The organism is Variovorax glacialis (assembly GCF_051216375.1).
Taxonomy (GTDB): domain Bacteria; phylum Pseudomonadota; class Gammaproteobacteria; order Burkholderiales; family Burkholderiaceae_C; genus Variovorax.
On sequence record NZ_JBPJZT010000004.1, the window covers coordinates 220,833 to 244,276 of the forward strand.

A 23,444-nucleotide genomic window follows, 5' to 3' on the forward strand; every position below is an offset into this window, starting at 1 on the left:
CGCTGCTTGATGGCTGAAAACGGTAGCGCTACCATTCGATTTTGCGTAGCGCTACCATCCAAAGAGGCAAGTTCATGAAGTCGTTGTTGACCTTTCTCGTTGCCGGCCTGGCCATGGTCACCTCGGTCCAGGCCCAGGATTGGCCGCAGAAGCCAGTGACGCTGGTCGTGCCGTTCCCGGCTGGCGGTTCCACCGACATGGTCGCCCGCGCCATCGGCCCGCAACTCACGAACAAGCTCGGACAGCCTTTCCTGGTCGACAACAGGGCGGGCGCGACCGGCACCATCGGCGCCACGCAGGTCAAGCGGTCGGCACCCGACGGGTCCACCTTTCTCGTGACCTCGCTCGGTCCGCTCGTGATAGCGCCGCACCTCATCAAGGGCATGCAGTACGACGCGCTGAAGGACTTCGATCTCATCACCGTGGCGGTGCAGGCGCCCAACGTGCTGGTGGTGCCGGCCAAGTCGCCGTACAAGACCGTCGCGGACGTCATCGCCTATCTCAAGGCGAACCCCGGGAAGATGACCTTCGCCTCCTCGGGCAACGGCTCCAGCGACCACCTCACCGCCGAGCTGTTCTGGCAACAGACCGGCACCAGCGGACTTCACGTCCCGTACAAGGGCGGCGCGCCGGCCATCACCGACCTGCTCGGCGGCCAGGTGGACGCGTCCTTCCAGAACGTGAACGCGGTGGTCCAGAACATCAACGCCGGCAAGCTCCGCGCGCTGGCCGTCACCGGAGAAAAACGCTCGCCTGTATTGCCCGATGTGCCTACCATCGCCGAAGCGGGCGTCAAGAACGTCGAGGTGTATTCATGGCAGGCGATCGTTGCGCCCAAGGGCTTGCCGCCGGCGGTGCGCAGCAAGGCGCACGACGCGATGGCCGCGGCGCTCAACGACCCGTCGGTCAAGCAGCAATTCGTGGCGATCGGCCTGGAAGTGGTCGCCAACACGCCGGCCCAGTTCGCGGCTTTCCAGCAGCAGGAGTTCGCGCGCTGGAAGAAGGTGATCGAGACCGGCAAGATCACGATCGATTGACAGAAACACGTCCAGAGCGATTCCGATGCCCACTTCCACTCCAGTCATCACCGAACTGCGCGTGATCCCCGTCGCCGGCCGCGACAGCATGCTGCTCAACCTCAGCGGCGCCCACGGTCCGTTCTTCACGCGCAACCTGCTGATCCTCACCGACAACGCGGGACGCACGGGCGTAGGCGAAGTGCCGGGCGGCGAGAAGATCCGCCAGACGCTCGACGATGCACGCGACCTCGTGGTCGGCCAGCCCATCGGCGCATGCCAGCGCGTGCTCCAGCAGGTGCAGAAGAAGTTCGCCGACCGCGATGCAGGCGGCCGCGGACTGCAGACCTTCGACCTGCGCACCACCATCCATGCCGTGACGGCCATCGAGTCCGCATTGCTCGACCTGCTTGGGCAGCATCTGGAAGTCCCGGTCGCGGCCCTGCTCGGCGAAGGGCAGCAACGCGATGCGGTCGAGATGCTCGGCTACCTCTTCTTCGTCGGCGACCGCGACAAGTCCGATCTGCCTTATGCGCGAGAGCCGAAAGCCGACAACGACTGGTTCCGGTTGCGCCACGAGAAGGCCATGACGCCCGAAGCCGTCGTGCGGCTCGCCGAAGCGGCTCACGCGCGTTACGGCTTCAACGATTTCAAGCTCAAGGGCGGCGTGCTGCGCGGCGAAGAAGAGATCGAAGCCATGACGGCGCTGCACGAGCGCTTTCCGGCGGCGCGCGTCACCCTCGATCCGAACGGCGGCTGGCTCCTGAAGGATGCGATCCGCCTGATGCGCGACATGCGCGGCGTCGTCGCCTATGCCGAGGACCCATGCGGCGCCGAGGAGGGCTTCTCGGGCCGTGAGGTGATGGCCGAATTCCGGCGCGCGACCGGCCTGCCGACGGCCACCAACATGATCGCCACCGACTGGCGCCAGATGAGCCACGCACTGGCCCTGCAGTCGGTCGACATCCCGTTGGCCGATCCGCATTTCTGGACCATGGCCGGCTCGGTGCGCGTGGCGCAGACCTGCCGCGACTGGGGCCTGACCTGGGGCTCGCATTCCAACAACCACTTCGACGTATCGCTCGCCATGTTCACGCAGGTGGGCGCTGCTGCGCCGGGCCGCGTGACCGCGATCGACACGCACTGGATCTGGCAGGACGGGCAACGCCTGACCAAGGAGCCCCTGCGCATTGAAGGCGGACTGGTGCAGGTGCCGAAAAAGCCCGGCCTCGGCGTCGAGCTCGACATAGCCGAGGTCGAGAAGGCGCACCAGCTTTACAAGCAGCATGGCCTCGGCGCGCGGGACGACGCCGTCGCCATGCAGAGCCTGATTCCCGGCTGGACCTTCAACCCCAAGCGTCCCGCCTTCGACCGCTGAGCACGGGGTCGCACAGTGACAACACCAAGGAGCGCCCCATGAGAGAAAACCGCCTGCGAACGCTGTGGAAATCCGGAGGGGCCGCCGTCAATGGCTGGCTGGCAATCCCGAACGGCTTCTCGGCCGAGACCATGGCCCACCAGGGCTGGGATTCGCTGACCATCGACCTGCAGCACGGCGTCGTCGACTACCAGGCCATGATCCCGATGCTGCAGGCCATTTCCACCACCGACACCGTGCCGGTCGTGCGCGTGCCCTGGCTGGAGCCGAGTGCGTTGATGAAGGCGCTGGATGCCGGCGCCTACGGCGTCATCTGCCCGATGATCAGCACGGCCGACGAGGCCGCGCGACTCGTCGCCTACACCCACTACGCGCCGCGTGGCACACGCAGCTTCGGCCCGGTGCGGGCGCTGCTCTACGGCGGCGCCGACTACCCGCAGCATGCCAACGACACCATCGTCACCTTCGCGATGATCGAGACCGCGCAGGCGCTCGAGAACCTCGACGCGATCATGTCGGTCGAGGGGCTCGATGCGGTCTACATCGGACCTTCGGACCTGTCCCTCGCGCTCGGATGCAGGCCGGTGTTCGACGACGTCGACCCACCGGCGCAGCAGGCCATCGACCACGTCCTCGAACGCGCCAAGGCGCACGGCCTCGTCGCCGGCATTCACAACGGCACCGCCGAAGGCGCGCTTGCACGCGTTGCCAAGGGCTTCCAGTTCGTCACCGTCAGCTCCGACGCCCGCCTCATCGCCGCGGGTGCGCAGCAGGTGCTCTCGAAGATGCGCGCCAAGCCGGCCGCCGCAGGCTCCTCCTCCTACTGAAAACTGAAAGGGACTCCAACATGAAAATCGGATTCATCGGCCTCGGCATCATGGGCGCGCCGATGGCGCAGAACCTCCTGCAGGCGGGCCACGAGATGTTCGTGCGCACGCGCAGCAAGGTGCCGGATGCGCTGAAGACGGCCACCGCCTGTGCCTCCAATGCCGATGTCGCGCGCGCGGCCGATGTCGTGATCCTGATGCTGCCCGACACGCCCGACGTCGAGCAGGTCCTGTTCGGTGAGGACGGTGTCGCTTCCGGCCTCTCCAAGGGCAAGCTCGTGATCGACATGAGTTCGATCGCGCCGATCGAGACCAAGCGCTTCGCGAAGAAGATCAACGAACTCGGCTGCGACTACCTCGATGCGCCAGTCTCCGGTGGCGAGGTCGGTGCCAAGGCGGCGAGCCTGACGATCATGGTCGGCGGCGACGACGCAGTGTTCGAACGCGCCAGGCCGCTGTTCGAGGCCATGGGCAAGAACATCACGCTGGTCGGCGGCAACGGCGATGGCCAGACCACCAAGGTCGCCAACCAGATCATCGTGGCGCTCAACATCGCCGCCGTGGGCGAGGCGCTGCTGTTCGCCAGCAAGGCCGGCGCCGATCCGGCCAAGGTCCGACAGGCACTGATGGGCGGCTTCGCGGCCAGCCGCATCCTCGAAGTGCATGGCGAGCGCATGATCAAGCGCACCTTCAACCCCGGCTTCCGCATCGCGCTGCATCAGAAGGACCTGAGCCTGGCACTGGCCGGCGCCAAGTCGATGGGCGTGGCGCTGCCGCAGACCGCATCGGCCGCGCAACTCATGCAGTCGTGCGCCGCCCATGGGTGGGACCAGCTCGACCACTCGGCGCTCGTCAAGGCGCTGGAGCAGATGGCTGCGCACGAAGTCGCGTCAGACTGACACGTCGTTCCGGGAACCGTAGGTCGGCAAGCCGAGGCGCGCATAGACCGCGTCGGCCTGTCGGCGCAGCCGTGTCGATTCGGGCTGTCCATTGACCTGGCGCTGCAGGATGCCCTGCGCCGCGGTCAGCGTAGCCTCGGTACCGCTTCGGACCAGGGCATCGAGATACACCTGCTCGAACAGGTCCCGTTGCGCATGGCTGCCGCCGATCTCGATGAGACGCGGCAGGGCGAGGCCCAGCCCCTCGATCGCTGACGCGAAATCGCCGCGGGCATGCGCGCGCAGGCCGTGCGCGGCGGGAATGCAGACACGTTGCCATGCGCTGCGCGTGGACAAGGGCGCGTTCGGTGCGAAATCCTCGATGTGGCGCAGCAGCGCATCCGCCTCGGAGCGTCCGGCACGCGCAAGACCATAGAGGTATTGAAGATCGAGAAACGGCAACACGTGGTCGTCGAGCCGGGGCGCGAGGTAGGTGACGAGGTCCTTCCAACGATCGCCGACATCGATGCCAGCCAGTTCGAAGCGCGCCAGCAACGAGACGGCGCCGATCTGATCCTGCGAATAGTCCTTGACCACACCCCACACCTGTTGGTCGTAGATCTCCAGCGCTTCCGCATCGCGCCCGAGATCGATCAGGAAAAGGGCCACGTGCCACCAGTTGTGGGTGACCATGAAGGAGTTGAGTCCGACCCAGGTATCGCTCACGCTGCGCATGAACGCCAGGCCTTCTGTCAGCCGCCCCTCCGTCAGCATCACATGGCCGAGTGCATGGTGCGCCCACGGCTCCTTGCGTTCCATCGAGATGGCCCGGCGTGCGCTGGACTCCGCCTCGCGCATCAGATGGCATTGCTCGTAGCCGAAGGCGGCCATGCCGTGCAGGTACGGCACGTCGCCCGCGGCGGGCATCGCGGCCAGTGCAAGCCGCAGCATGCCGGGACAGTCGCCCGTGTTGAAGCAGTGGTACTGGCCGAGCTTGAGCGAGGCGAGGTCGCGCGGATGCTCGCGCGCCTGCTCCTGGTGCAAGGCGATCGCCCGGTCGATGTCGCCGTCCGCCCAGGCGGCGATGGCGGCGATGTAGCGCTGCTCGCGCGGCGTGGCGGCGGACGCCGAGGCTTGCGCGCGCCCGATGAACGGGCGTGCGTTGGCGACTGCATCGCGCGATTCGGCGAACAGGTGAAGGGTGGCGCAGTAGGCCTGCACGATGGGGCTCGGGTCATGCGCGGCCGCGAGCACGTCGACTGCGCGGGCCTCGCACGAAATGAAGCCTTCGACGAAGGCGTCGACCGCGTCGACGCTCGCCGGGTCGGTCAGGCTGAGAGGATTGCCGAGGGTGTCGGTCAAGCGGGCGGCTGAACTCAAGGCATCTCCTGGGGTGGCTCGGAGGGTCCGCTCATGTTGCCACGCTCTCGGTTCGGCGTGCGCCGGGAAGCGGGCTTCTGCCTCAGTTGGCCGGCGGCTGCGGCCAGGGCCTCTGGGGTTCGCGGATCAACTCGAACGCCCGCGAGACCTGCAGCACGCCCAGGTCGTCGAAGCGCTTTCCGGCAATCTGCAGGCCGATCGGCAGGCCACCCTGGGAATAGCCGCAATTGATCGACGCCGCCGGCTGCTCCGACATGTTGAACGGCACCGTGAAGCCGATGTGCTCCAGCGGCCGCAACGGATCGTTCGTCGGTGAGGGCATCTCGGCGCCCGCCGGCAGGTTGGGCGAGGTCGGCGAGATCACATAGTCGTAGTTCGCGCAGGCCGCGACCGTCGCGACGCGCGTCGTGTGGAACTGGCTGAACGCGCGGAACACATGCTCGCCGCCGAAACCGGCCGCGCTCTCCGCCCATTCCCGGATGTAGGGCAGGACCTTGGCCCGCTGCGCCGGCTTCAACGCATTCATGTCGACGAGCGAACGCATGCGCCACAGATGGTCCATGCCATCGAGCATCGCCTGCGACATGAAGGGCTGCATGGGTTCGACGATGGCACCGGCGCGTTCGAAAAGGCGCGCTGCGTGTTCGACGGCGGACCGGATCTCCGGGTCGACCGGCAAGCCGCAGCCGGCGTCCAGCAGCAGGCCGATACGGAGTCCGCGCAGGTGATCGGCGCCCACGTCGAACGACGACCACGTGATGTCCTGCGCGGGCAGGCTCATGCTGTCGCGTTCATCGGCCTGCGCGAGCGTCTGCATCATCAGTGCGGCATCGCCGACCGTGCGCGTCATTGGCCCTGCGGCGCGCCCCATGTAGGGCGGATCGATGGGGATGCGGCCCAGGCTGGGCTTGAGGGTGAAGATGCCGCACCAGCCGGCCGGCAGGCGCAGGGAGCCGCCGATGTCGGTGCCGATGTGCAGCGGGCCGTAGCCCGCGGCTGCCGCGGCGCCTGCGCCGGCGCTGGAGCCGCCGGGTGTCTTCGACAAGTCCCAGGGGTTGCGCGCCAGCTTGTGGAAACTCGACAGTCCTGAAGACAACATCCCGTAGTCGGGCATCGTCGTCTTGCTGACGATGACCGCGCCGGCTTCCTTCAGGCGTGCCGCCGGCGGGGCATCGTCCGCGGCGGGCCGCAGCTCGACGGCGGCGGTGCCCGCCGGCATCGGGTCACCGCGCGTCGCGATGTTTTCCTTGATCGTCGTGGGCAGGCCATCGAGCGGTCCCAAGGGCTCGCCGCGCCGCCAGCGCGCTTCGGAGGCACGCGCCTGCTCGAGCGCGGCCTCGGGCCGCAGCAGCCACGTCGCCTGCAGGTGCGGTTCCCAGCGCTCGATGTGGTCGAGCACGGCCTGCGTGACCTCGACGGGCGAGACGCTGCGGTCGCGGTACGCGTCGATCAGTTCCTGCGCGGACAGGTCGTGCAGCGTCGTGCTCACGACCACGACAGCGCGGACAGGTCGTTGACGAACACTGGCATCTCCTTCCAGAGGCCCTTGACGTTCTTCTTCGCGATGACCGGGAACTGGGGCTGGAACAGGAAGGCATTGGCCGCGTCATTGGCCAGGACCTTCTGCGCCTCGCCCAGCAGTTTGTTGCGCTCGGCAGCGTTGCCTGTCGACTTGATCTTGTCGTACAGCGCGTTGAATTCCTTCGACTGGTAGCCCCAGTAGTAGTCCGACTTGGCGTAGTTGCCCAGGTCGAAGGGCTCGACGTGCGAAACGATGCTGAGGTCGTATTCCTTGTTCCCGTAGGTGCCGCTGAGCCACTGGGCCCATTCGACGTTCTGGATCTTCACGTTGATGCCGATCTTGGCGAGCTGCGCCGCGATCACCTCGCCGCCCTGGCGGGCGTAGGGCGGTGGCGGCAGTGTCATCGTGAGTTCGAGCGGCGTCTTGACGCCAGCCTCGGCCAGCAGCTGCTTGGCCTTCTCGATGTTGAAGGGGTTGACGCCGGTGGTGTCGACGTAACCCGCGGCACCTGGCACGTAGTGGCTGCCGATCGGCACGCCGAAACCGTCGGCCGCGCCCTCGATCACGGCCTTGCGGTCGATGGCCATGGAGATCGCCTTGCGAACCCGCGGGTCGTCCAGCGGCTTGCGCTTGTTGTTGATGGCCAGGATGGTCTTGGCCCGCGAGCCGCCAAGGATCACCTGGAACTGAGGGTTGTTCTTGAACTGCGGCACGATGCGCGTGGCGACGCGCGGGAAGGCATCCACGTCACCGGCCAGCAGCGAGGCGGCCTGCGCGGCTGGATCGGAAATGAACCGGAAGGTGACCTTGTTCAGCTTCGCGGCGCCGGGGTTGCGGAAGCCGTCCCATTTGCTCAGCACCAGCGAGCTGCCCTTGTTCCAGCTGTCGAGCTTGTAGGGGCCGGTGCCGATGGGCTTGATGGCGTTGCCGTCGGCGCTCTTCGGTTCGACGATGACCGCGGTGGCCTGGCCCAGCAGGAAGGGCAGGTCGGGGTCGATCTCCTTGTTGATCAGCACCACGGTGTTTTCGTCGACGACCTGCGTGCTGATGTTGGCGAAGGTGCGCTTGTCCTTGTTCGTGCTCTTCTCGCCGCCGGCGCGGTCGAACGAGAACTTGACTGCCTGGGCGTTGAAGGGCTCGCCGTTCTGGAACTTGACGCCGCGCCGGAGCTTGAAGGTGTAGGTGCGCAGGTCGGGCGAGACCTCCCAGCTTTCGGCGAGGAGCGGGGAGACGCTGCCGTCGGCGTTGATCTTGGTGAGCGTCTCCAGGATGTTGTACTGGACGATCTCGGCAATGGCGGATGCGGCGCCGGCCGTCGGATCCAGCCCCGGCGGTTCAAGCGTCATTCCCAGCACCATCGAATCCTTGCGCCCCTGCGCGAGCGCGGCCTGCGGCAGCGCGAGCGGCACGGTGGCGAGTGCGGCAGTGGTCAGGAGGGTGCGGCGATTCAACATGGTCAGGGCTCCAGGGAAAAGCTGAGGGTGTGGAAATACAACGTTACATCATCGCGAGCTGCCGGCCGCTGGGCAAGCATTTGCTCATGACGCGATCACCGGCTCGGCGCGCGGCACTGCGGCCAGCAACGCCTGGGTGTAGGGGTGTTCCGCATGCGCGAAGAGCCGCTGCGGCGCGCCGCGTTCGACCACCAGGCCACGGTGCAGCACGCAGACTTCGTCGCACAGATGGTTGACGACCGCCAGGTCATGGCTGATGAGCAGGTAGCTGATGCCGAACTGCTGCTGAAGGTCCTGCATCAGGTTGAGCACCTGGGCCTGCACCGAGACGTCGAGCGCGCTCACCGGCTCGTCGGCCACGATGAGCCTGGGCCGCGTGATCAGCGCGCGTGCGATCGCGATGCGTTGCCGCTGCCCGCCGGAAAATTCGTGCGGGTACTTGTGGAGGTCGCTCGCGCGCAGCCCCACGGCGGCCAGCGATTCGCCGGCCCGCTCGCGCTGCTCGGCGCGGCTGGTTTCGGCGAGCGCTTCGAGCGGTTCGGCGACGATGCGTGCCACGGTCTGGCGCGGGTCGAGCGAGCCGTACGGATCCTGGAACACCATCTGCACATCGCGCCGCGCCGCGCGCAGCTGGTCCTTGGGCAAGGTGTGGAGATCGCGGCCGAGCAGCTTCACGCTGCCCGATGTCGGCCGGTCGAGCGCCATCACCAGCCGTGCGATGGTCGACTTGCCCGAACCCGATTCGCCGACGATGCCCAGGCTCTGTCCGGGTCGGATGCTGAAGCTCACGCCGTTGAGCGCCTTCACCATTGGCGGCGAGCCGAAGAGGCGCTCGCGCGGCAGGGTGTAGTGGCGCACGAGGTCGGTGACCTCGAGCAGCGCGGCCGAGTGCGGGTCGGGATCGAAGCGGTCGGTCATGCGGCCACGCCTTCTTCGGCGGCAATCTCGTCGAGACGGATGCAGCGCACGCGATGGTCGTGCGGCAGCAGGACCGGCGGCGGGCGCGTCGAGAGACAGGCATCGACCGTGTAGCTGCAGCGCCCCGCGAAAGGGCATCCTGCAGGCAGGTCGAACAGTTCAGGCACGCTGCCCCTGATCGTGGCGAGCTTCACGCCGCGCGGCGCGCCGAGCGCAGGCCGGGCCGCGAACAGGCCTTGCGTGTACGGGTGGGCGCGCTCGGCGAAGACGGCCGCGGTCGGCCCGCTTTCGACCACGCTGCCGCCGTACATGACGAGCATCTTCGAGACGCTCTGCGCGATGACGCCGAGGTCGTGCGAGATCAGGATCAGCGCCATGCCGCGTTCGGCGACCAGGCCGCGGATGAGTTCGAGGATCTGCTTCTGGATCGTGACGTCGAGGGCGGTCGTCGGTTCGTCCGCAATCAGCAGATCGGGTCCGCAGGCCAGCGCCATCGCGATGCCGATCCGCTGCCGCTGGCCGCCGGAGAACTGGTGCGGATAGGCGTCGAGACGCGATGCGGCATCGGGAATGCCCACGCGTTCCAGGAGCGCGAGCGCTTCCTTGCGGGCATCTGCTTTCGACAGGCCGCGGTGCAGCCGCAGGGGCTCGCCGACCTGCCGCGCGATGGTATGAACCGGATTCAGCGCCGTCATCGGCTCCTGGAAGATCATGCCGATACGGTCGCCGCGCAAGGCGCACATGTCGGCTTCGGGCAGGCCGACGAGTTCCGTGCCGTCGAAGCGGATGCTGCCGCTCACCCGGGCACTGGAGGGCAGCAGCCCCATCAACGACTGGACCGTGATCGACTTGCCGCAGCCGGATTCACCGACGATGCCGAGCGTCTCGCCGCGCTCGAGCGTGAAGTCGATGCCGCGCACCGCCTCGGCCGGACCGCGCTGCGTCTGCAACTGCACGTGGAGATTGTTGACTTCGAGTAGGGGCATGTCGGATTCAGCGGGCGCGCGCAAGGCGCGGGTCGAGCAGGTCGCGAAGTCCGTCGCCGAGGAGATTAAGGCCGAGAACCGCCAGGGCGATCGCCATGCCCGGGAACACGGCGAGCAGGGGCGCCTGGAACATCATGGTCTGTGCCTCGCTCAGCATGCGGCCCCAGGACGGCTGCGGCGGCTGCGTGCCGAGGCCAAGGTAGGAAAGCGCGGCCTCGGCAAGGATCGCGACAGCGAAGCGGATCGTGATCTGGACGATCAGCACCGCCGAGATGTTCGGCAGCACATGCTGCATCGTGATCGCGAACGAGCCCTTGCCGCAGGCACGTGCCGCCGCGATGTATTCGCGCGACCAGATGGCGTTGGCCGATGCGCGCGTGATGCGCGCGAAGGTCGGGATGTTGTAGATGCCGATGGCGATGATGGCGTTGACGATGCCGGCACCGAACACGGCCGTCATCATGATCGCCGAGAGGATGGCCGGGAAGGCCATCGAGAAGTCGGTGAAGCGCATGATCGCTTCCTCGACCCAGCCCCGTCTGGCCGCGGCGAGCAGTCCGAGGGCGGTCCCGATGGTGAGGCCGATGCCCACCGCGATCACGCCGACCAGGATGGACGCGCGCGCGCCGACCAGCAGCAGCGATGCGACGTCGCGCCCGAAGGTGTCCGTACCCAGCCAGTGCGCGGCGCTGGGTCGCTGCAACTTGCTGGCCAGGTCCATCTCGTAGGGCGACCAGGGCGTCCAGACCAGCGAGACTGCCGCAGCCAATAGCAGCAGCAACGTGAGCGCCGCGCCGATCGCGAAGCTGCGGTGATGCAGCGCGCGACGCCAGAAGCCCGGCACCTTGAGGGCCGCAGAGTTGGGCGCCGAAGCGGGAAGCGCGCTCATAGCGGCCGCCGCCGGGCCGCCCCAAGGCGAGCCGCGCCTCCCCCTCGGGGGGCGGAGTTACACGAAGCGAAGCGCAGTGAAAAGCCTGGGGGCTTCGTACCCAGCGGCCGCCGCCGGGCCGCCCCAAGGCGAGCCGCGCCTCCCCCTTGGGGGGTGGAGTTACACAAAGCGAAGCGCAGTGAAAAGCCGGGGGGCTTCGTACCCAGCGGCCGCCGCCGGGGCGCCCCAAGGCGAGCCGCGCCTCCCCCTTGGGGGGTGGAGCTACACAAAGCGAAGCGCAGTGAAAAGCCGGGGGGCTTCATATATCTGATGCTTTGATGCGAGGGTCGATGACTGCGTAGAGCACGTCGACGACAAAGTTGACGATCACGACCATGGCAGCCAGCAGCATCACGCAATTGCGCACCACGATCAGGTCCCGATTGCTGATGGCCTGGAAGATCAGCCGCCCGAGGCCGGGCAGGTAGAAGACGTTCTCGACCACGATGGTGCCGGCCAGAAGTTCGGAAAACTGCATCCCCATCACCGTGATGACGGGAATGAGCGCATTGCGAAGCACATGGCGCCAGAGCACCGCACGCTGCGACACGCCCTTGGCGCGGGCGGTGCGGACGAAGTCCTCGCGCATCACCTCCAGTACCGCGGAGCGCGTGATGCGCGCGAGGATCGCCGCCTGCACCACGGCGAGCGATAGCGCGGGCAGCAGCAACGCCTTCAGACCGGGGAGGATGCCTTCGTCCCAGCCCTCGAAGCCACCGGCCGAAAACCATTGCAGCTGCACCGAGAACACGAGGATGAGCAGGATCGCGAACCAGAAGTTGGGAATGGCGATGCCCACCTGCGTCAGGCCCATCAGCCCGACGTCGCCGAGCTTGTTGTGTCGGGCTGCGGCAGTCACGCCGACGAACAGCGCCAGCAAGGTCGTGATGGTCATCGCGAGCAGGGCCAGCGGGACGGTCAACGCGAGCCGTTCGAGGATCAGGTCGAGCACCGGCGAGCTGTAGGCATAGCTGTCGCCAAGCTGGCCCGTGAGCAAGCCGCCGATCCAGTGCCAGTAGCGGGTCCAGGCTGGCTGGTCGAGCCCGAGCTTGGCCGCGAGGGCGGCGACGGCGTCGGGCGACGCGTCGGGGCCCATGAGCATCTGCGCGGCGTTGCCGGGCAGGATCTCGAGGACGAGAAAGACAATGATGGAGGCGCCGATCAGGGTGGCGATCAGCGTCACGAGGCGCTTGAAAAGAAACAGGCTCATGGGGCGGGGCGCAGCATAACCCGATTGACGCAACGACCATGCCCGACCATGTCAGTCCCCGGGTTCGGCGCTTGCGTCCTCACTGTCCCATGTGGGGGCTTCGGCCGAGCCGGGACGGCCCGGGCGACGGCCCATCGATAATGCAGCCATGGCTCTCATGATCACCGACGAATGCATCAACTGCGATGTGTGCGAGCCGGAGTGCCCGAACGACGCCATCTACATGGGCGAGGCGATCTACGAGATCGATCCGCACAAGTGCACCGAATGCGTTGGCCACTTCGACGAACCGCAGTGCGTTCAGGTGTGCCCGGTCGCCTGCATCCCGACCAACCCCGAGCACGTCGAATCGCGTGAGACGCTCTGGCAGAAGTTCCAGCGCCTCACGGCTGCGAAACAGGCTGATCAGGGTGGCGCTGCAGGCGGCATGCCGCCGCCTGCAGCCGCGTCCGCTTCCTAGCTCTTCTTCGCGGACTTCGAGGCCTTCTTCGTCGGCGGCGAGGCCGGGCCGCTCACAAAGACCGGGTCCTTCTTGGCCTTCTTCGGCTTTTGCGCGCCATTCTTGTCCTGGCGGGACGATTTCGCGGTCGACCGAGGCTTGTTGTCGATCAGTGATGCGCGTGCACTTGTCGACTCCAGGCGCAGACGATCCCGTTCCAGGCGATCGGCCGCGGCTTGGGCATCACGCGTCGTCTGGTCGGCGGCGCGCTTCTGAGCGGCATCGCGCGTGTCTTCGATGTCCAGCGCCTTGCCGCCCTGGCAAGGTTGGTCCGTGTAGGTGTTGCCGCAGCGCCAGGTTCCATTGACGCCATCCGCTGCGAGGGCGGCCCATTGAAGGCATGCTCCCGCGAGGAAGACGGCGCCTTGCCTGGCGATCCGATGGTGTGACAGTTTCATTTTTTATTGCTCCCTTTTCTCTTCTCTCTTCCGCTAGCCCGCGGCGGGTTCGCCCCCGCCATCGGGCTCTCGCCTCGGTGGTTTGGGGCGAGGCGGCTTGCTCGTGTGGATGAGCAATGTCGCCTTGTCCATCTCGCCGGCCACCAGAGCCGGGAAAGCATGCAGCGTGCGGACGATCGCGTCGTCGATTGCCTCGCGTTGTTCCTTGAGCGGTTTTTTCAGCACCCAGTTGACGACCTCCGACTTCACGCCGGGGTGGCCGATGCCCAGTCTCAGACGCCAATAGTCGGCTGTGCCAAGTTGGGCGTGGATGTCGCGCAAACCGTTGTGGCCCGCATGGCTTCCGCCCAGCTTCAGTTTGGCCTGACCGGGAACCACATCGAGTTCATCGTGGGCGACCAGGATCTCGCCCGGCTCGATCTTGAAGAATCGCGCCAGTGCCGCGACCGACTTGCCCGAAAGGTTCATGAAGGTCTGCGGCTCAAGCAGCCACAGCGGCTTGCCGCCGACCTGCGCGCGCGCGACAAGTCCGTGATAGGACCGCTCCGGCGAAAGGGTGAGCTTGAGATCGCGCGCGAGGGCATCGATCCACCAGAAGCCCGCGTTGTGCCGCGTGGCTTCGTACTCCGGGCCTGGATTGCCCAAGCCTACGAACAACTTGATCATGACGGAATGATATTGTGGAGAGCGGTTGCTCGCCCCCAGGCTGCCCGCACTTCGTGTCGGTACGCCTACCCCCTGCCGGGGGCGGGCCGGCCGCTTCGGGCGGCCGGGCGCGGCGGCCCCGCCAAAAAAAAGGCCCGCACTTGGCGGGCCGTTCTTGGCTGGGCGAAGTTGATTACTTCTTCTTTGCGGGGGCCTTGGCGTCCGCCTTTGCGGCTGCGGGGGCAGCACCTTCAGCAGCAGCGCCTTCGGCGCCGGCAGCGGGCTCTTCCGCAACCAGCGGCGGCACGGCCGACACGACCACGGGGTTGACCTTGCCGTGGCTCACGAACTTCACGCCCTTCGGCAGCTTGATGTCGTTGACGTGGACGGTGGCGTTCTTCGTCAGGCCGGAGAGGTCGACTTCGATGAACTCGGGCAGGTCGGCCGGCAGGCAGCTGACTTCGAGTTCGTTCATCACGTGGTTCACGAGGTTGTGGTCGAGCTTGACGGCCACGGACTCTTCTTCACCCTTGAAGTGCAGCGGCACCTTGACAGTCATGCGGGTGCGGGCATCGACGCGTTGGAAGTCGATGTGCTGCACGAGCTGACGGAACGGGTGGTACTGCACGTCACGGAGCAGCACCTTGGTGCTGTTGCCGGCGAGTTCCATCTCGAGGATGGACGAGTGGAAGGCTTCCTTCTTGAGGGCGTGCCACAGCGCGTTGTGATCGATTTCGATCAGCTGGGGCTGGCCTTCACCACCGTAGACGATACCGGGCGTCTTGCCCGAGATGCGGAGACGGCGGCTCGCACCCGTGCCCTGCTTTGCGCGCTCAAAAGCGACGAATTTCATAACTGGCTCCTGTGGAAGTCGACCGCGACCAGTGCGACTCCGGTTTCAAAATGGGCTTCCCGAAGGAAGCCCGGCTTTTTGCTCGCCAGGAAATCCTCAGAAGAGGTTTTCCTGGTCCGAGAACAAACTCATGACCGACTCGCCCTTGGCGATGCGCTGGATCGTTTCGGCGATCAGCGGCGCCACGGAGAGCTGGCGGATCTTTCCGCAGCCCGTCGCGACGTCGGAAAGCGGGATCGTGTTGGTGACGACCACTTCGTCGAGGGCGGTGCCCTTGGCGATCCGCTCAATGGCGGGGCCCGAGAAGATCGGGTGCGTGCAGTACGCGTACACCTTCTTGGCGCCACGCTCCTTGAGCACTTCGGCGGCTTTGACCAGCGTGCCGGCCGTGTCGATCATGTCATCCATGATCACGCAGTTGCGGCCGTCGATCTCGCCGATCACGTGCATGACTTCGCTCACATTGGCGCGTGGACGGCGCTTGTCGATGATCGCGAGGTCGCAGTTCAATTGCTTTGCCAGCGCACGGGCGCGAACCACGCCGCCGACGTCGGGCGAAACGACGATCAGGTCTTCGTAATTCTTCTGGCGCAGATCGCCGAGCAACACCGGGGAAGCATAGATGTTGTCTACCGGAATGTCGAAGAAGCCCTGGATCTGATCGGCGTGCAGGTCCATCGTCAACACGCGGGCCACACCTACGGTCTCGAGAAGATTGGCGACAACCTTGGCGGAGATCGGCACGCGGCTCGAGCGAGGACGGCGATCCTGGCGCGCATAACCGAAATAGGGGATCACTGCACTGATGCGCTCGGCCGACGCGCGCTTGAGAGCGTCGACCATGATGAGCAGTTCCATCAGGTTTTCGTTGGTGGGTGCGCAGGTGGATTGCACGACGAACACATCGCGCGCCCGAACGTTCTGGTTGATCTCGACGGTGACTTCACCGTCCGAGAAGCGACCAACGCGGGCTGCACCGAGCGAAGTGCCCAGATGCTGCGAAATTTCCGCGGCAAGGCCAGGATTGGCGTTGCCGGTGAAAACCATGAAGTCAGGGTTGTGAGCAGCCTGCATGAGCGTCCCGGCAAAGTGCATCCGGCAAATGCGAAATGGCTCTTGAAGGAGCCGCCAAAAATCTCGTGAAAGAAGATTTGGCAGGGGAGAAAGGATTCGAACCTTTGCATGCTGGAATCAAAATCCAGTGCCTTAACCAGCTTGGCGACTCCCCTACACGGGTCGATGACCAACGTCATCAACCGATATATGTCGCATCAGACCGCAGAGCGCTCTGATTTTCTAGACCGCCCAGCCCTCGAGGGGATGAACGGCCAAGTTGCTGCACTTGCGAACCTGCCAGCCCTGAGGCGCTTCGGCGAGTTCCGCTTCATGCGGCATTGTCGCAAACACCGAACTTCCCGAACCGGTCATGCGGCCTTTTAATCCTTGGCGACCGAGCCATTCGATGGCTTCGGTGACCGCGGGGCAGAGCCGCTGTGCAACCGGCTGCAGGTCGTTATGACCGAAGTCAAAGCGGAAATCTGAAACTCCCGCTTCGCTGTGTGCAGCAAAGCCCGAGATTATAGCAGCGGGAGTTGAGCGTTGGAGGTCTGGTGCTGCAAAAATGAGTCGGGTATCCAATCCGGCCGGTGGTTTCACGACGACGAAGTGGCCTGCGGGCAGCGCGATGGGCGTGATTGTCTCGCCGATGCCTTCGACCCAGGCGTTGCGTCCTCGCAGGAAGAAAGGAACGTCCGCGCCAAGCTGGAGCCCGATCTCCTCGAGTTTCGACAGTGGCAGATTCAAACCCCAGAGCCGATTCAGCGCCAGCAGGCAAGTCGCCGCGTCGGAGGAGCCGCCGCCCATCCCCGCCTGAGCCGGCACGTGCTTGGCGATCCCGATGTGGGCACCCTGCCTCGGTTGCACGAAGGCTTGCAGCGCCTTGGCGGCGCGCACGGTCAGGTCGTCGACGGGCAATTCTGTCGTGAGGTCCTCGCGGGTGATGATCCCGTCGTGACGTCGTTCGACATGCAGCGTGTCGCACCAGTCGATCAGCATGAACACCGACTGGAGCAGGTGGTACCCGTCCGCACGCCGGCCAGTGATGTGCAGAAAGAGGTTGAGCTTGGCCGGCGCCGGAAGGTCGTAAATCGCGTTCATGCGCGTTCGAACACGATACGCAGGTCGGCGCGAGGCTCGGGCGATTCGCGGGTTGCTTGCAGCCGTCCCGTGCCGACCTGGGAAAGGTCTGGCCGCCACCCGGGTACGCGCTCGTCGCGACCCGCCAGCCAGGCAAACAGGGCACCGACGGGTATGGCAGCACCCGTCGCGGCCTCGATCAAGGCATCCACGGACCCGTAGCGCCGCGTCTCGCTGCCGTTCTTGAGCAATGCTTCCCCTGGGGCCCAGTGGAGTTGGGCGAGCGTGCTGCCGATCGGGCTCGTCAGCGTGAGCTCGCCCGCCTGCGCCGCTCCGCGGAGCTCGAAAAGCGCTGAAAAGGTCTGCGCAGGTTGACCGTCGACCCTCAGCGAAAGACGTCCGCTCCACGCTTGGACGACGGATCCGTCGTACGGTCTCGCCGGACCGCCCGGGCTCGCACAACCTGCAACCACCAACATGCCGGCACAGCCGGCCGCCAGCAACAGTCGTCGATTCAAAGTTTCACGCGCAGGCGCTTGAGCGTTTCCTGCAGCGTCTCATTGTCTGCATCGGCCAGGGAGGCTTCCTTCCAGATGGTCAGCGCGCGATCGCGTTGACCCGTGGCCCACAGCACTTCACCGAGGTGCGCACCAATCTCGGGATCGGGGCGACGCTTGTACGCGTCTTCCAGGATGCGCATGGCGTCGCCAGTATTGCCGAGCCGATATTCGACCCAGCCCAGGCTGTCCGCGATGAACGGATCATCCGGCGCGAGTTGCACGGCTTTCTGGATCAACGTGCGCGCCTCTTCCAGCCGCACCTTGCGATCGGCGAACGAGTAGCCGAGTGCGTTGTAGGCGTTCTGGTTGTCGGGCTTTAGCTCGATCAGGCGTCGCAGCAGGCGTTCCATTTCGTCCAAACGATTGAGCTTCTCGGCGACCATTGCCTGGTCGTAGATCAGGTCCGTGTCGGTGGGGGCTGCCGCGCTCGCCTGGGCCAGCATGTCGAAAGCCGCCTGATACTGCTTCGCGTCGCGGAGCAGCTGGACTTCGGCCAGGAATTTCTGCTTCTTTTCGTCGGCTGTCCGCTCGGGCAGGCTGCGGACGAGTTCGCGCGCCTGCGGCAGCTTGCCTTGGCGGGCGAGGAGGGCAGCCCGGCGCACTTGCGCGCCGACCAGGTCTTCGGTGTTGTCGATGCGCGCCAGCCAGCTGTCGGCGCCCGCGAAGTCCTTGCGCCGTTCCGAAAGCTGGGACATCAGCAGATAAGCCTGTGTCAAGCCACGCTCCTGCGCATCCGGATCGCGCTGCGAGCTGGCAAGCGACATGTAGCGCCTGAGCGACGCTTCGGCCGCCGCGTCCTGTCGAGCCTGGACCTGAAGGCTTCCGAGCAGCAGCCAGGGTTCGGGCAGCTCGGGGCGGGCCGCCGTGAGTGCTGTGAGTTCGGCGGACGCATCGGCGTAGCGTCGTCCCTCCACCAGCACCCGCGCGTACGCCATGCGCATTTCCGGCTGCACTTTCGGCCCCGCCAAGTAGCGTTTGACGATGACCTCTGCCTGGGGTTGGCTGGGATCCATCAACTCGAGCGCCAGCAGGGCCGGGCCATCCGATGAAGGATCCATCTCCTGCCCCTTGATGGCCGCATCGAGCGCCCCCGCGGTATCACCCGCTGCGAGTCGAAGCCGCCCTACGGTCCCCCACGCGGCACCAGCGGTCGCCGGGTTCTTGAGTTCATCGGACAGCGCCTGTTCGACGACCGAAGCCGCGAGCTTCTTGTCGGTGGCCCTGCCGTAGTTGCGCGCGATCACGGCCATCAGGAAGGGGCGCTCGACCTGCGGCGTCGCTGCCACTTCTGCGCGAAGGAGTTCGGTGGTTTCGCCGATGCGGTTCATCGCGATCAGGATCTGCAGTTCGAAACGCCGCGCCTCCCGCGAGTCGGGCACGCTCTCTTTCCAGGCGCGCGCAGCCGCCAGCGCGGCGTCGCCTGATCGCGACTGGAGGGCGATCTCGACCGCTCGCTGAAAGAGTTTGCCGTCTCGCGAGCGCCGGGCGGCGTCGAGGACCATTCCGTAGCCCGAGCCGGGGTCGCCCTCGCGCACGGTGAGCTCGCCCATGAGAACCTCATAGAAGAGCTCGGCCGTCATCGCGGAGGGCTGCGCCGGGTTCTTGTCTGCGTCTGAAGACGCAGCGGCCGGAGATACGACCGGTTCGCCCGGTTCAATCAGGGGCGCGGGGCTCGTGGGGGCTGCGGGAGCGGGCGGTTCAGTCTGCGCCTGGGCGGCAAGCCCCGTCAGAGCCACGAACGCGGCCGCCGCAAGGCGGGATCGGCGGAGCGGAAAAGTCATCGGACCATAATAATCCAAGGCTTTTGCATGATGGTCGCGTGGGGCTACGGCGCCGGCGGGTTTTTCGTGTCAGTCTTCTCCCATGCCCGAACTCCCTGAAGTCGAAGTCACCCGCCGCGGTTTTGCCGACCGAATCGCCGGCGCCCGCATCGACGCGGTGCGCGTGGGCAAGCCATTGCGGTGGGCGCTCGCAGTCGAACCTGACGCGCTCGTCGGGCGCGTCGTTCGAACGGTGCGACGCCGTGGCAAATATCTCCTGGTCGACCTGGATGCCGGCTTGCTGCTGATGCACCTGGGGATGTCGGGCAGCCTCCGCTTCGACGCGGCACTGCCCGCGCCGGCTGCGCACGACCATTTCGATCTGGTCACGAGCCGCGGCACGCTGCGCCTGAATGATCCCCGCCGCTTTGGCGCGGTGGTTTATGTCGAGGACGAGGCATCGCCCCAGGCCATCAAGCTGCTTGGCGGCCTGGGCATGGAGCCGCTCGGGGATACCTTCGATCTCGATGCGTTCCAGGCCGGCCTGCGGCGGCGCTCTGCCCCCATCAAACAGGTCTTGCTGGCCGGCGATGTGGTGGTCGGCGTGGGCAACATCTACGCCTCCGAAGCGCTGTTTCTCGCTGGAATCCGGCCGACGCTGTCGGCTTCCCGCATCAGCCGACCGCGCGCGGCACGCCTTCACGCGGCCGTGCGCGGCATCCTGGCGAGGGCAGTCGAGCGCGGCGGAAGCACTCTTCGTGATTTCTCGAATATCGACGGGCAAAGTGGCTATTTCCAATTGGAGGCCACGGTCTATGGTCGTGCCGGCGAGCCCTGTAGAGTGTGCAAAACACCCATTCGGCAGATGCGCCAAGGCCAACGATCGACGTATTTCTGCCCAAATTGCCAAAAGTACTGAAACCCATCGGGCGAATGACGACGCAACGCCATGCCGATGCTATATTTTGTAAGTCGCTCTTACATTTAGCCCATTGACCGCCTCTTTCAACCAGCAGTTCGACCAGCACGGTACTTGGCGGCGCAACTTCGCGCACCGTCTCAAGTGGCTTTCGCGCTGGCTGGATGAGAACGAGCTGCTGAATCAGAGCGTCGCCGAGCGTTTGCGGGATGTGGAGTCGCAACTTCGCACCAGCAAGGTCATGGTGGCCTTCGTCGCGGAGTTCTCGCGCGGCAAGTCCGAGCTGATCAACGCGATCTTCTTCGCCGGCTACGGTCGCCGCATCATGCCGGCAAGCGCGGGGCGCACCACGATGTGTCCGACCGAGTTGGGCTACGACGCTGCACATCCGCCCAGCCTGCGCCTGCTCCCCATCGAAACGCGGCTCGAACCCCATTCGCTCGCGCACTGGCGCGACGAACCCGGGCGCTGGACCGAGATCGAGATCGACGTCGAAAACGCCGAGCAACTGTCCCTGGCGATGAGCAAGGTCGCCGAGGTGCGGTGGGTACCCAAGGACGATGCCCGCGCGCTGGGCTTCTGGAGCGACGACGCGCCGGACGACAACCCGGTGCCCGATTCCGACGGGCGCGTCGAGATTCCCCGCTGGCGCCATGCGGTGCTGAACATGCCGCACCCTCTGCTCGAGCAGGGCCTGGTGATTCTCGACACGCCCGGCCTCAACGCGATCGGCGCCGAGCCCGAACTCACGGTGAGCCTGATCCCGCAGGCCCACGCCGTGGTGTTCATCCTGGGTGCGGACACCGGCGTGACGCGGTCCGACCTCTCGATCTGGCGGGAGCACCTCATCACCGAAGGCGACGTCAGCGAGACCCGCATCGTGGTGCTGAACAAGATCGACACGATGTGGGACATCCTCAGCACGCCCGCGCAGGTCGATGCGCAGATCCAGCGTCAGCGCAAGGGCGCGGCGGACCTGCTCGGCGTGCCGCTGTCGCAGGTATTGCCGGTCTCGGCGCAGAAGGGCCTGCAGGCCAAGATCCGTCGTGACGTTCCCCTCCTGCAGGCGAGCCGCCTTCCGGCGCTGGAAGCCGTCCTCGGGGAGGGCCTGCTCGGCAAACGCGAGACGATGCTTCGCCTGGCCGTGGACGCCGGCATCGCGTCGCTGCGGACCGAAGCGGCGCGCATCCTCAACGTGCGGCAGCGCGACCTCTCCGAACAGGCGCTGGAACTGCAGGGCCTGCGTGGCAAGAACGGTTCCGTCATCCGCCACATGCGATCGCGCATAGAGCAGGAGCAAACCGAATTCGAAGGCAGCAACACCCGCATCCTGGCCCTGCGGTCGGTGCAGGGCAAGCTGTTGCGCGAGGTTTACGCGGTGCTGGGCAGCACGGCCCTCAAGGCGGACATGGGTCGCCTCGCCGCTGCCCTGAAGCGCCGAGGCATCAAGTTCAACGTGCGCAAGGTGTACGGCGAAACCTTCGACTCGCTGCGCAACAACCTGCGTGAGGTCCAGGCGACCACCGCCGAGATCCAGTCGATGCTGCACGCGACCTTCCGGCAGCTCAATGCGGAGCACGGCTTTACCTTGCAGGCGCCGGCCGAGCCCGACCTGTCGGATTTCGAGCAGCAGCTGACGCAGATCGAACACAGCCACGTCCACTATCTCGGTGTCGGCAATCTGCTTAAGCTCGCCCAGCCCGACTTCTGCGACAAGCTCGTGCGCGCGCTGGCGAGTCGGCTGCGTGTGGTCAACGAGGCTGCCATGACCGAGGTCGAGCGCTGGAGCAAGGGCGCGGGTGCGCAGCTGGATGCGCAGCTCAAGGAACGGCGCAAGACTTTCACGAAGCGCATCGAGGCCGTCGAGCGCATCCAGGGCGCCGCGGGCAACCTCGACGAACGACTGGCGGAACTTTCCGCACAGGAGAGCAACCTGGCCGAACTCCACAGGCGCCTGGACGAACTCACATCGGTGCTCGCGGGCAACGAGGCGCCGAATGCTTCCGCGGCGCGCAGCGAACTCAGTGCGGCGTAAAGCGGCCGCCCGAGTCGGGTCACTGCCTGTAGCCGCCGATCACTTCTGTTCTTGAGCGCCAAGATTTCAAACCGCGAGGGCGTCGAAGCCGCTCAGGCATTGGCGCCGGTGTTCGCCGGGCGCGTCGTCGGATGGCAGCGCAGCCACGGGCGCAGCAAACTGCCGTGGCAGAACACGCAGGACCCGTATCGGGTCTGGCTGTCGGAAGTCATGCTCCAGCAGACCCAGGTCTCGACCGTGCTCGGTTATTTCGCGCGCTTTCTCGACCGCTTTCCCACGGTGCTGGACCTTGCTGCCGGTACAGAAGACGAGGTGTTCGCACTCTGGAGCGGCCTCGGCTACTACAGCCGCGCGCGAAACATGCACCGATGTGCGCAGGACATCGTCGCGCGCTTTGGCGGCGCGTTTCCGCGTACGGCGGCGGAACTGCAGACTTTGCCCGGCATCGGCCGATCCACCGCTGCCGCGATCGCAGCGTTCTGCTTCGGCGAGCGCGTCGCAATTCTCGACGGCAATGTGAAGCGGGTGCTGACGCGCGTGCTCGGTTTCGATGGCGATCTTTCTTCTGCCGCGCAGGAGCGGATCTTGTGGAACGAGGCGACCGAATTGTTGCCGCCCCCGACGCAGCCCAAGGCGATCGCGCGCTACACGCAGGGGCTGATGGATCTGGGCGCGACGGTCTGCTTGCCGCGGAAGCCGAGTTGCATCATCTGCCCGGTGAACGACGTGTGCGTCGCACGCCAGGAGGGCACGCCCGAGAGCTATCCCGTCAAGACCCGCAAGCTGCGGCGCAGCGCCCAATCCCTCTGGATGCTGCTGGCTCGCGACGCTGAAGGCCACGTGTGGCTCGCGAAGCGTCCGTCCCGCGGCATCTGGGCAGGTCTCTATTGCCTGCCCATCTTCGAGACGCGGGCGGCTTTGATTGAAGCGCTGTCGACCGAAGATCGCGAAGGCGCCCGCGACGAAGCAGCCTTTCTCCACGTGCTCACGCACAAGGACCTCCACCTGCATCCGGTGTCGGTGGTCTCCCAGGCCGTCCGCCCGGCCAGTGAAGACGGACGCTGGTACGGTGCGGATGAATGGCCCGCCCTCGGCCTGCCCGCTCCCGTGCGGAAGCTGCTGGCCCACGGCGGCTGAGCCTT

22 protein-coding genes and 1 tRNA gene are annotated in these 23,444 nt (G+C 66.1%); 8 read left to right on the forward strand and 15 right to left on the reverse strand.

Features of this window, described 5'->3' with window-relative positions; translation table 11 throughout:
* The first annotated feature begins 74 nt into the window (after positions 1–74).
* Genes ACSFBL_RS12730 through glxR form a run of 4 tightly spaced genes read left to right on the forward strand, consistent with a single transcriptional unit; the run spans position 75 to position 4,120 of the window.
* Positions 75–1,037 (forward strand): Bug family tripartite tricarboxylate transporter substrate binding protein, encoded by a 963-nt coding sequence (locus ACSFBL_RS12730; protein ID WP_435516148.1) that lies wholly within the window; start codon positions 75–77, stop codon positions 1,035–1,037.
* A 25-nt stretch (positions 1,038–1,062) separates the two neighbouring features.
* Entirely contained in the window at positions 1,063–2,394 is a 1,332-nt protein-coding gene (gene gudD / locus ACSFBL_RS12735) for a glucarate dehydratase (RefSeq protein WP_435516149.1), read from the forward strand.
* Positions 2,395–2,432: 38 nt separating this feature from the next.
* Complete coding sequence (locus tag ACSFBL_RS12740; RefSeq protein ID WP_435516150.1) at positions 2,433–3,221, forward strand: HpcH/HpaI aldolase family protein; 789 nt, start codon at positions 2,433–2,435, stop codon at positions 3,219–3,221.
* Between the two features lie 20 nt (positions 3,222–3,241).
* Complete coding sequence (glxR, locus tag ACSFBL_RS12745; RefSeq protein ID WP_435516151.1) at positions 3,242–4,120, forward strand: 2-hydroxy-3-oxopropionate reductase; 879 nt, start codon at positions 3,242–3,244, stop codon at positions 4,118–4,120.
* Here the strand turns inward: glxR and ACSFBL_RS12750 are convergent.
* The 7 genes from ACSFBL_RS12750 to ACSFBL_RS12780 form a co-directional block, all read right to left on the reverse strand.
* Positions 4,112–5,479: a tetratricopeptide repeat protein gene (locus tag ACSFBL_RS12750; protein ID WP_435516152.1), complete on the reverse strand. Its 1,368-nt coding sequence runs from the start codon at positions 5,477–5,479 to the stop codon at positions 4,112–4,114. The two genes, glxR and ACSFBL_RS12750, sit on opposite strands and share 9 nt — an antisense overlap.
* 82 nt (positions 5,480–5,561) lie before the next feature.
* The gene (locus tag ACSFBL_RS12755) at positions 5,562–6,968 is read right to left on the reverse strand and encodes an amidase (protein ID WP_435516153.1); all 1,407 of its coding nucleotides are present in this window, start codon (positions 6,966–6,968) and stop codon (positions 5,562–5,564) included.
* Entirely contained in the window at positions 6,965–8,455 is a 1,491-nt protein-coding gene (locus tag ACSFBL_RS12760; RefSeq protein WP_435516154.1) for an ABC transporter substrate-binding protein, read from the reverse strand. Before ACSFBL_RS12760 ends, ACSFBL_RS12755 begins: the two co-directional genes overlap by 4 nt.
* Positions 8,456–8,539: 84 nt before the next feature.
* Positions 8,540–9,373: an ATP-binding cassette domain-containing protein gene (locus tag ACSFBL_RS12765; protein WP_435516155.1), complete on the reverse strand. Its 834-nt coding sequence runs from the start codon at positions 9,371–9,373 to the stop codon at positions 8,540–8,542.
* Positions 9,370–10,359 (reverse strand): ABC transporter ATP-binding protein, encoded by a 990-nt coding sequence (locus ACSFBL_RS12770; protein ID WP_435516156.1) that lies wholly within the window; start codon positions 10,357–10,359, stop codon positions 9,370–9,372. Before ACSFBL_RS12770 ends, ACSFBL_RS12765 begins: the two co-directional genes overlap by 4 nt.
* A gap of 7 nt (positions 10,360–10,366) precedes the next feature.
* Complete coding sequence (locus ACSFBL_RS12775) at positions 10,367–11,248, reverse strand: ABC transporter permease (protein ID WP_435516157.1); 882 nt, start codon at positions 11,246–11,248, stop codon at positions 10,367–10,369.
* A 298-nt stretch (positions 11,249–11,546) separates the two neighbouring features.
* Positions 11,547–12,497 (reverse strand): ABC transporter permease, encoded by a 951-nt coding sequence (locus tag ACSFBL_RS12780; protein ID WP_435516158.1) that lies wholly within the window; start codon positions 12,495–12,497, stop codon positions 11,547–11,549.
* A 148-nt stretch (positions 12,498–12,645) separates the two neighbouring features.
* Here ACSFBL_RS12780 and ACSFBL_RS12785 point away from each other — a divergent pair, with 148 nt between their 5' ends.
* Positions 12,646–12,957, forward strand: coding sequence for a YfhL family 4Fe-4S dicluster ferredoxin (locus ACSFBL_RS12785; RefSeq protein ID WP_435516159.1), 312 nt, complete (start codon positions 12,646–12,648; stop codon positions 12,955–12,957).
* Here ACSFBL_RS12785 and ACSFBL_RS12790 read toward each other — a convergent pair.
* The 8 genes from ACSFBL_RS12790 to ACSFBL_RS12825 all read right to left on the reverse strand — a co-directional run bounded on the left by ACSFBL_RS12790 (position 12,954) and on the right by ACSFBL_RS12825 (position 19,369).
* Positions 12,954–13,394, reverse strand: a complete 441-nt coding sequence (locus ACSFBL_RS12790; RefSeq protein WP_435516160.1) for a hypothetical protein — start codon at positions 13,392–13,394, stop codon at positions 12,954–12,956. The genes ACSFBL_RS12785 and ACSFBL_RS12790 overlap by 4 nt on opposite strands.
* Before the next feature lie 33 nt (positions 13,395–13,427).
* Positions 13,428–14,060 (reverse strand): aminoacyl-tRNA hydrolase, encoded by a 633-nt coding sequence (pth, locus tag ACSFBL_RS12795; protein ID WP_435516161.1) that lies wholly within the window; start codon positions 14,058–14,060, stop codon positions 13,428–13,430.
* A 172-nt stretch (positions 14,061–14,232) separates the two neighbouring features.
* Positions 14,233–14,892 carry a 50S ribosomal protein L25/general stress protein Ctc gene (locus ACSFBL_RS12800; RefSeq protein WP_435516162.1) on the reverse strand — a complete coding sequence of 220 codons (660 nt, stop codon included), beginning with the start codon at positions 14,890–14,892 and terminating at the stop codon, positions 14,233–14,235.
* 96 nt (positions 14,893–14,988) lie between these two features.
* The gene (locus ACSFBL_RS12805; protein WP_435516163.1) at positions 14,989–15,966 is read right to left on the reverse strand and encodes a ribose-phosphate pyrophosphokinase; all 978 of its coding nucleotides are present in this window, start codon (positions 15,964–15,966) and stop codon (positions 14,989–14,991) included.
* 78 nt (positions 15,967–16,044) lie between these two features.
* Positions 16,045–16,121 (reverse strand) — tRNA-Gln (locus ACSFBL_RS12810).
* A gap of 67 nt (positions 16,122–16,188) precedes the next feature.
* Positions 16,189–17,049: a 4-(cytidine 5'-diphospho)-2-C-methyl-D-erythritol kinase gene (gene ispE / locus ACSFBL_RS12815; RefSeq protein WP_435516164.1), complete on the reverse strand. Its 861-nt coding sequence runs from the start codon at positions 17,047–17,049 to the stop codon at positions 16,189–16,191.
* On the reverse strand, positions 17,046–17,507 hold the full coding sequence (locus tag ACSFBL_RS12820; RefSeq protein ID WP_435516165.1) for a lipoprotein insertase outer membrane protein LolB: 462 nt from the start codon (positions 17,505–17,507) through the stop codon (positions 17,046–17,048). The genes ispE and ACSFBL_RS12820 overlap by 4 nt, the downstream gene beginning before the upstream one ends.
* A gap of 35 nt (positions 17,508–17,542) precedes the next feature.
* Positions 17,543–19,369, reverse strand: coding sequence for a tetratricopeptide repeat protein (locus tag ACSFBL_RS12825; protein WP_435516166.1), 1,827 nt, complete (start codon positions 19,367–19,369; stop codon positions 17,543–17,545).
* Positions 19,370–19,451: 82 nt separating this feature from the next.
* Here ACSFBL_RS12825 and mutM point away from each other — a divergent pair, with 82 nt between their 5' ends.
* From mutM to mutY, 3 genes are all read left to right on the forward strand, one after another.
* Positions 19,452–20,267 carry a bifunctional DNA-formamidopyrimidine glycosylase/DNA-(apurinic or apyrimidinic site) lyase gene (gene mutM, locus ACSFBL_RS12830; RefSeq protein WP_435516167.1) on the forward strand — a complete coding sequence of 272 codons (816 nt, stop codon included), beginning with the start codon at positions 19,452–19,454 and terminating at the stop codon, positions 20,265–20,267.
* A gap of 73 nt (positions 20,268–20,340) precedes the next feature.
* A complete protein-coding gene (locus tag ACSFBL_RS12835; RefSeq protein ID WP_435516168.1) occupies positions 20,341–22,302 on the forward strand; it encodes a dynamin family protein in 1,962 nt (653 codons plus the stop codon).
* 99 nt (positions 22,303–22,401) lie between these two features.
* Positions 22,402–23,439 carry an A/G-specific adenine glycosylase gene (gene mutY, locus ACSFBL_RS12840; RefSeq protein ID WP_435516497.1) on the forward strand — a complete coding sequence of 346 codons (1,038 nt, stop codon included), beginning with the start codon at positions 22,402–22,404 and terminating at the stop codon, positions 23,437–23,439.
* Positions 23,440–23,444 lie beyond the last annotated feature (5 nt).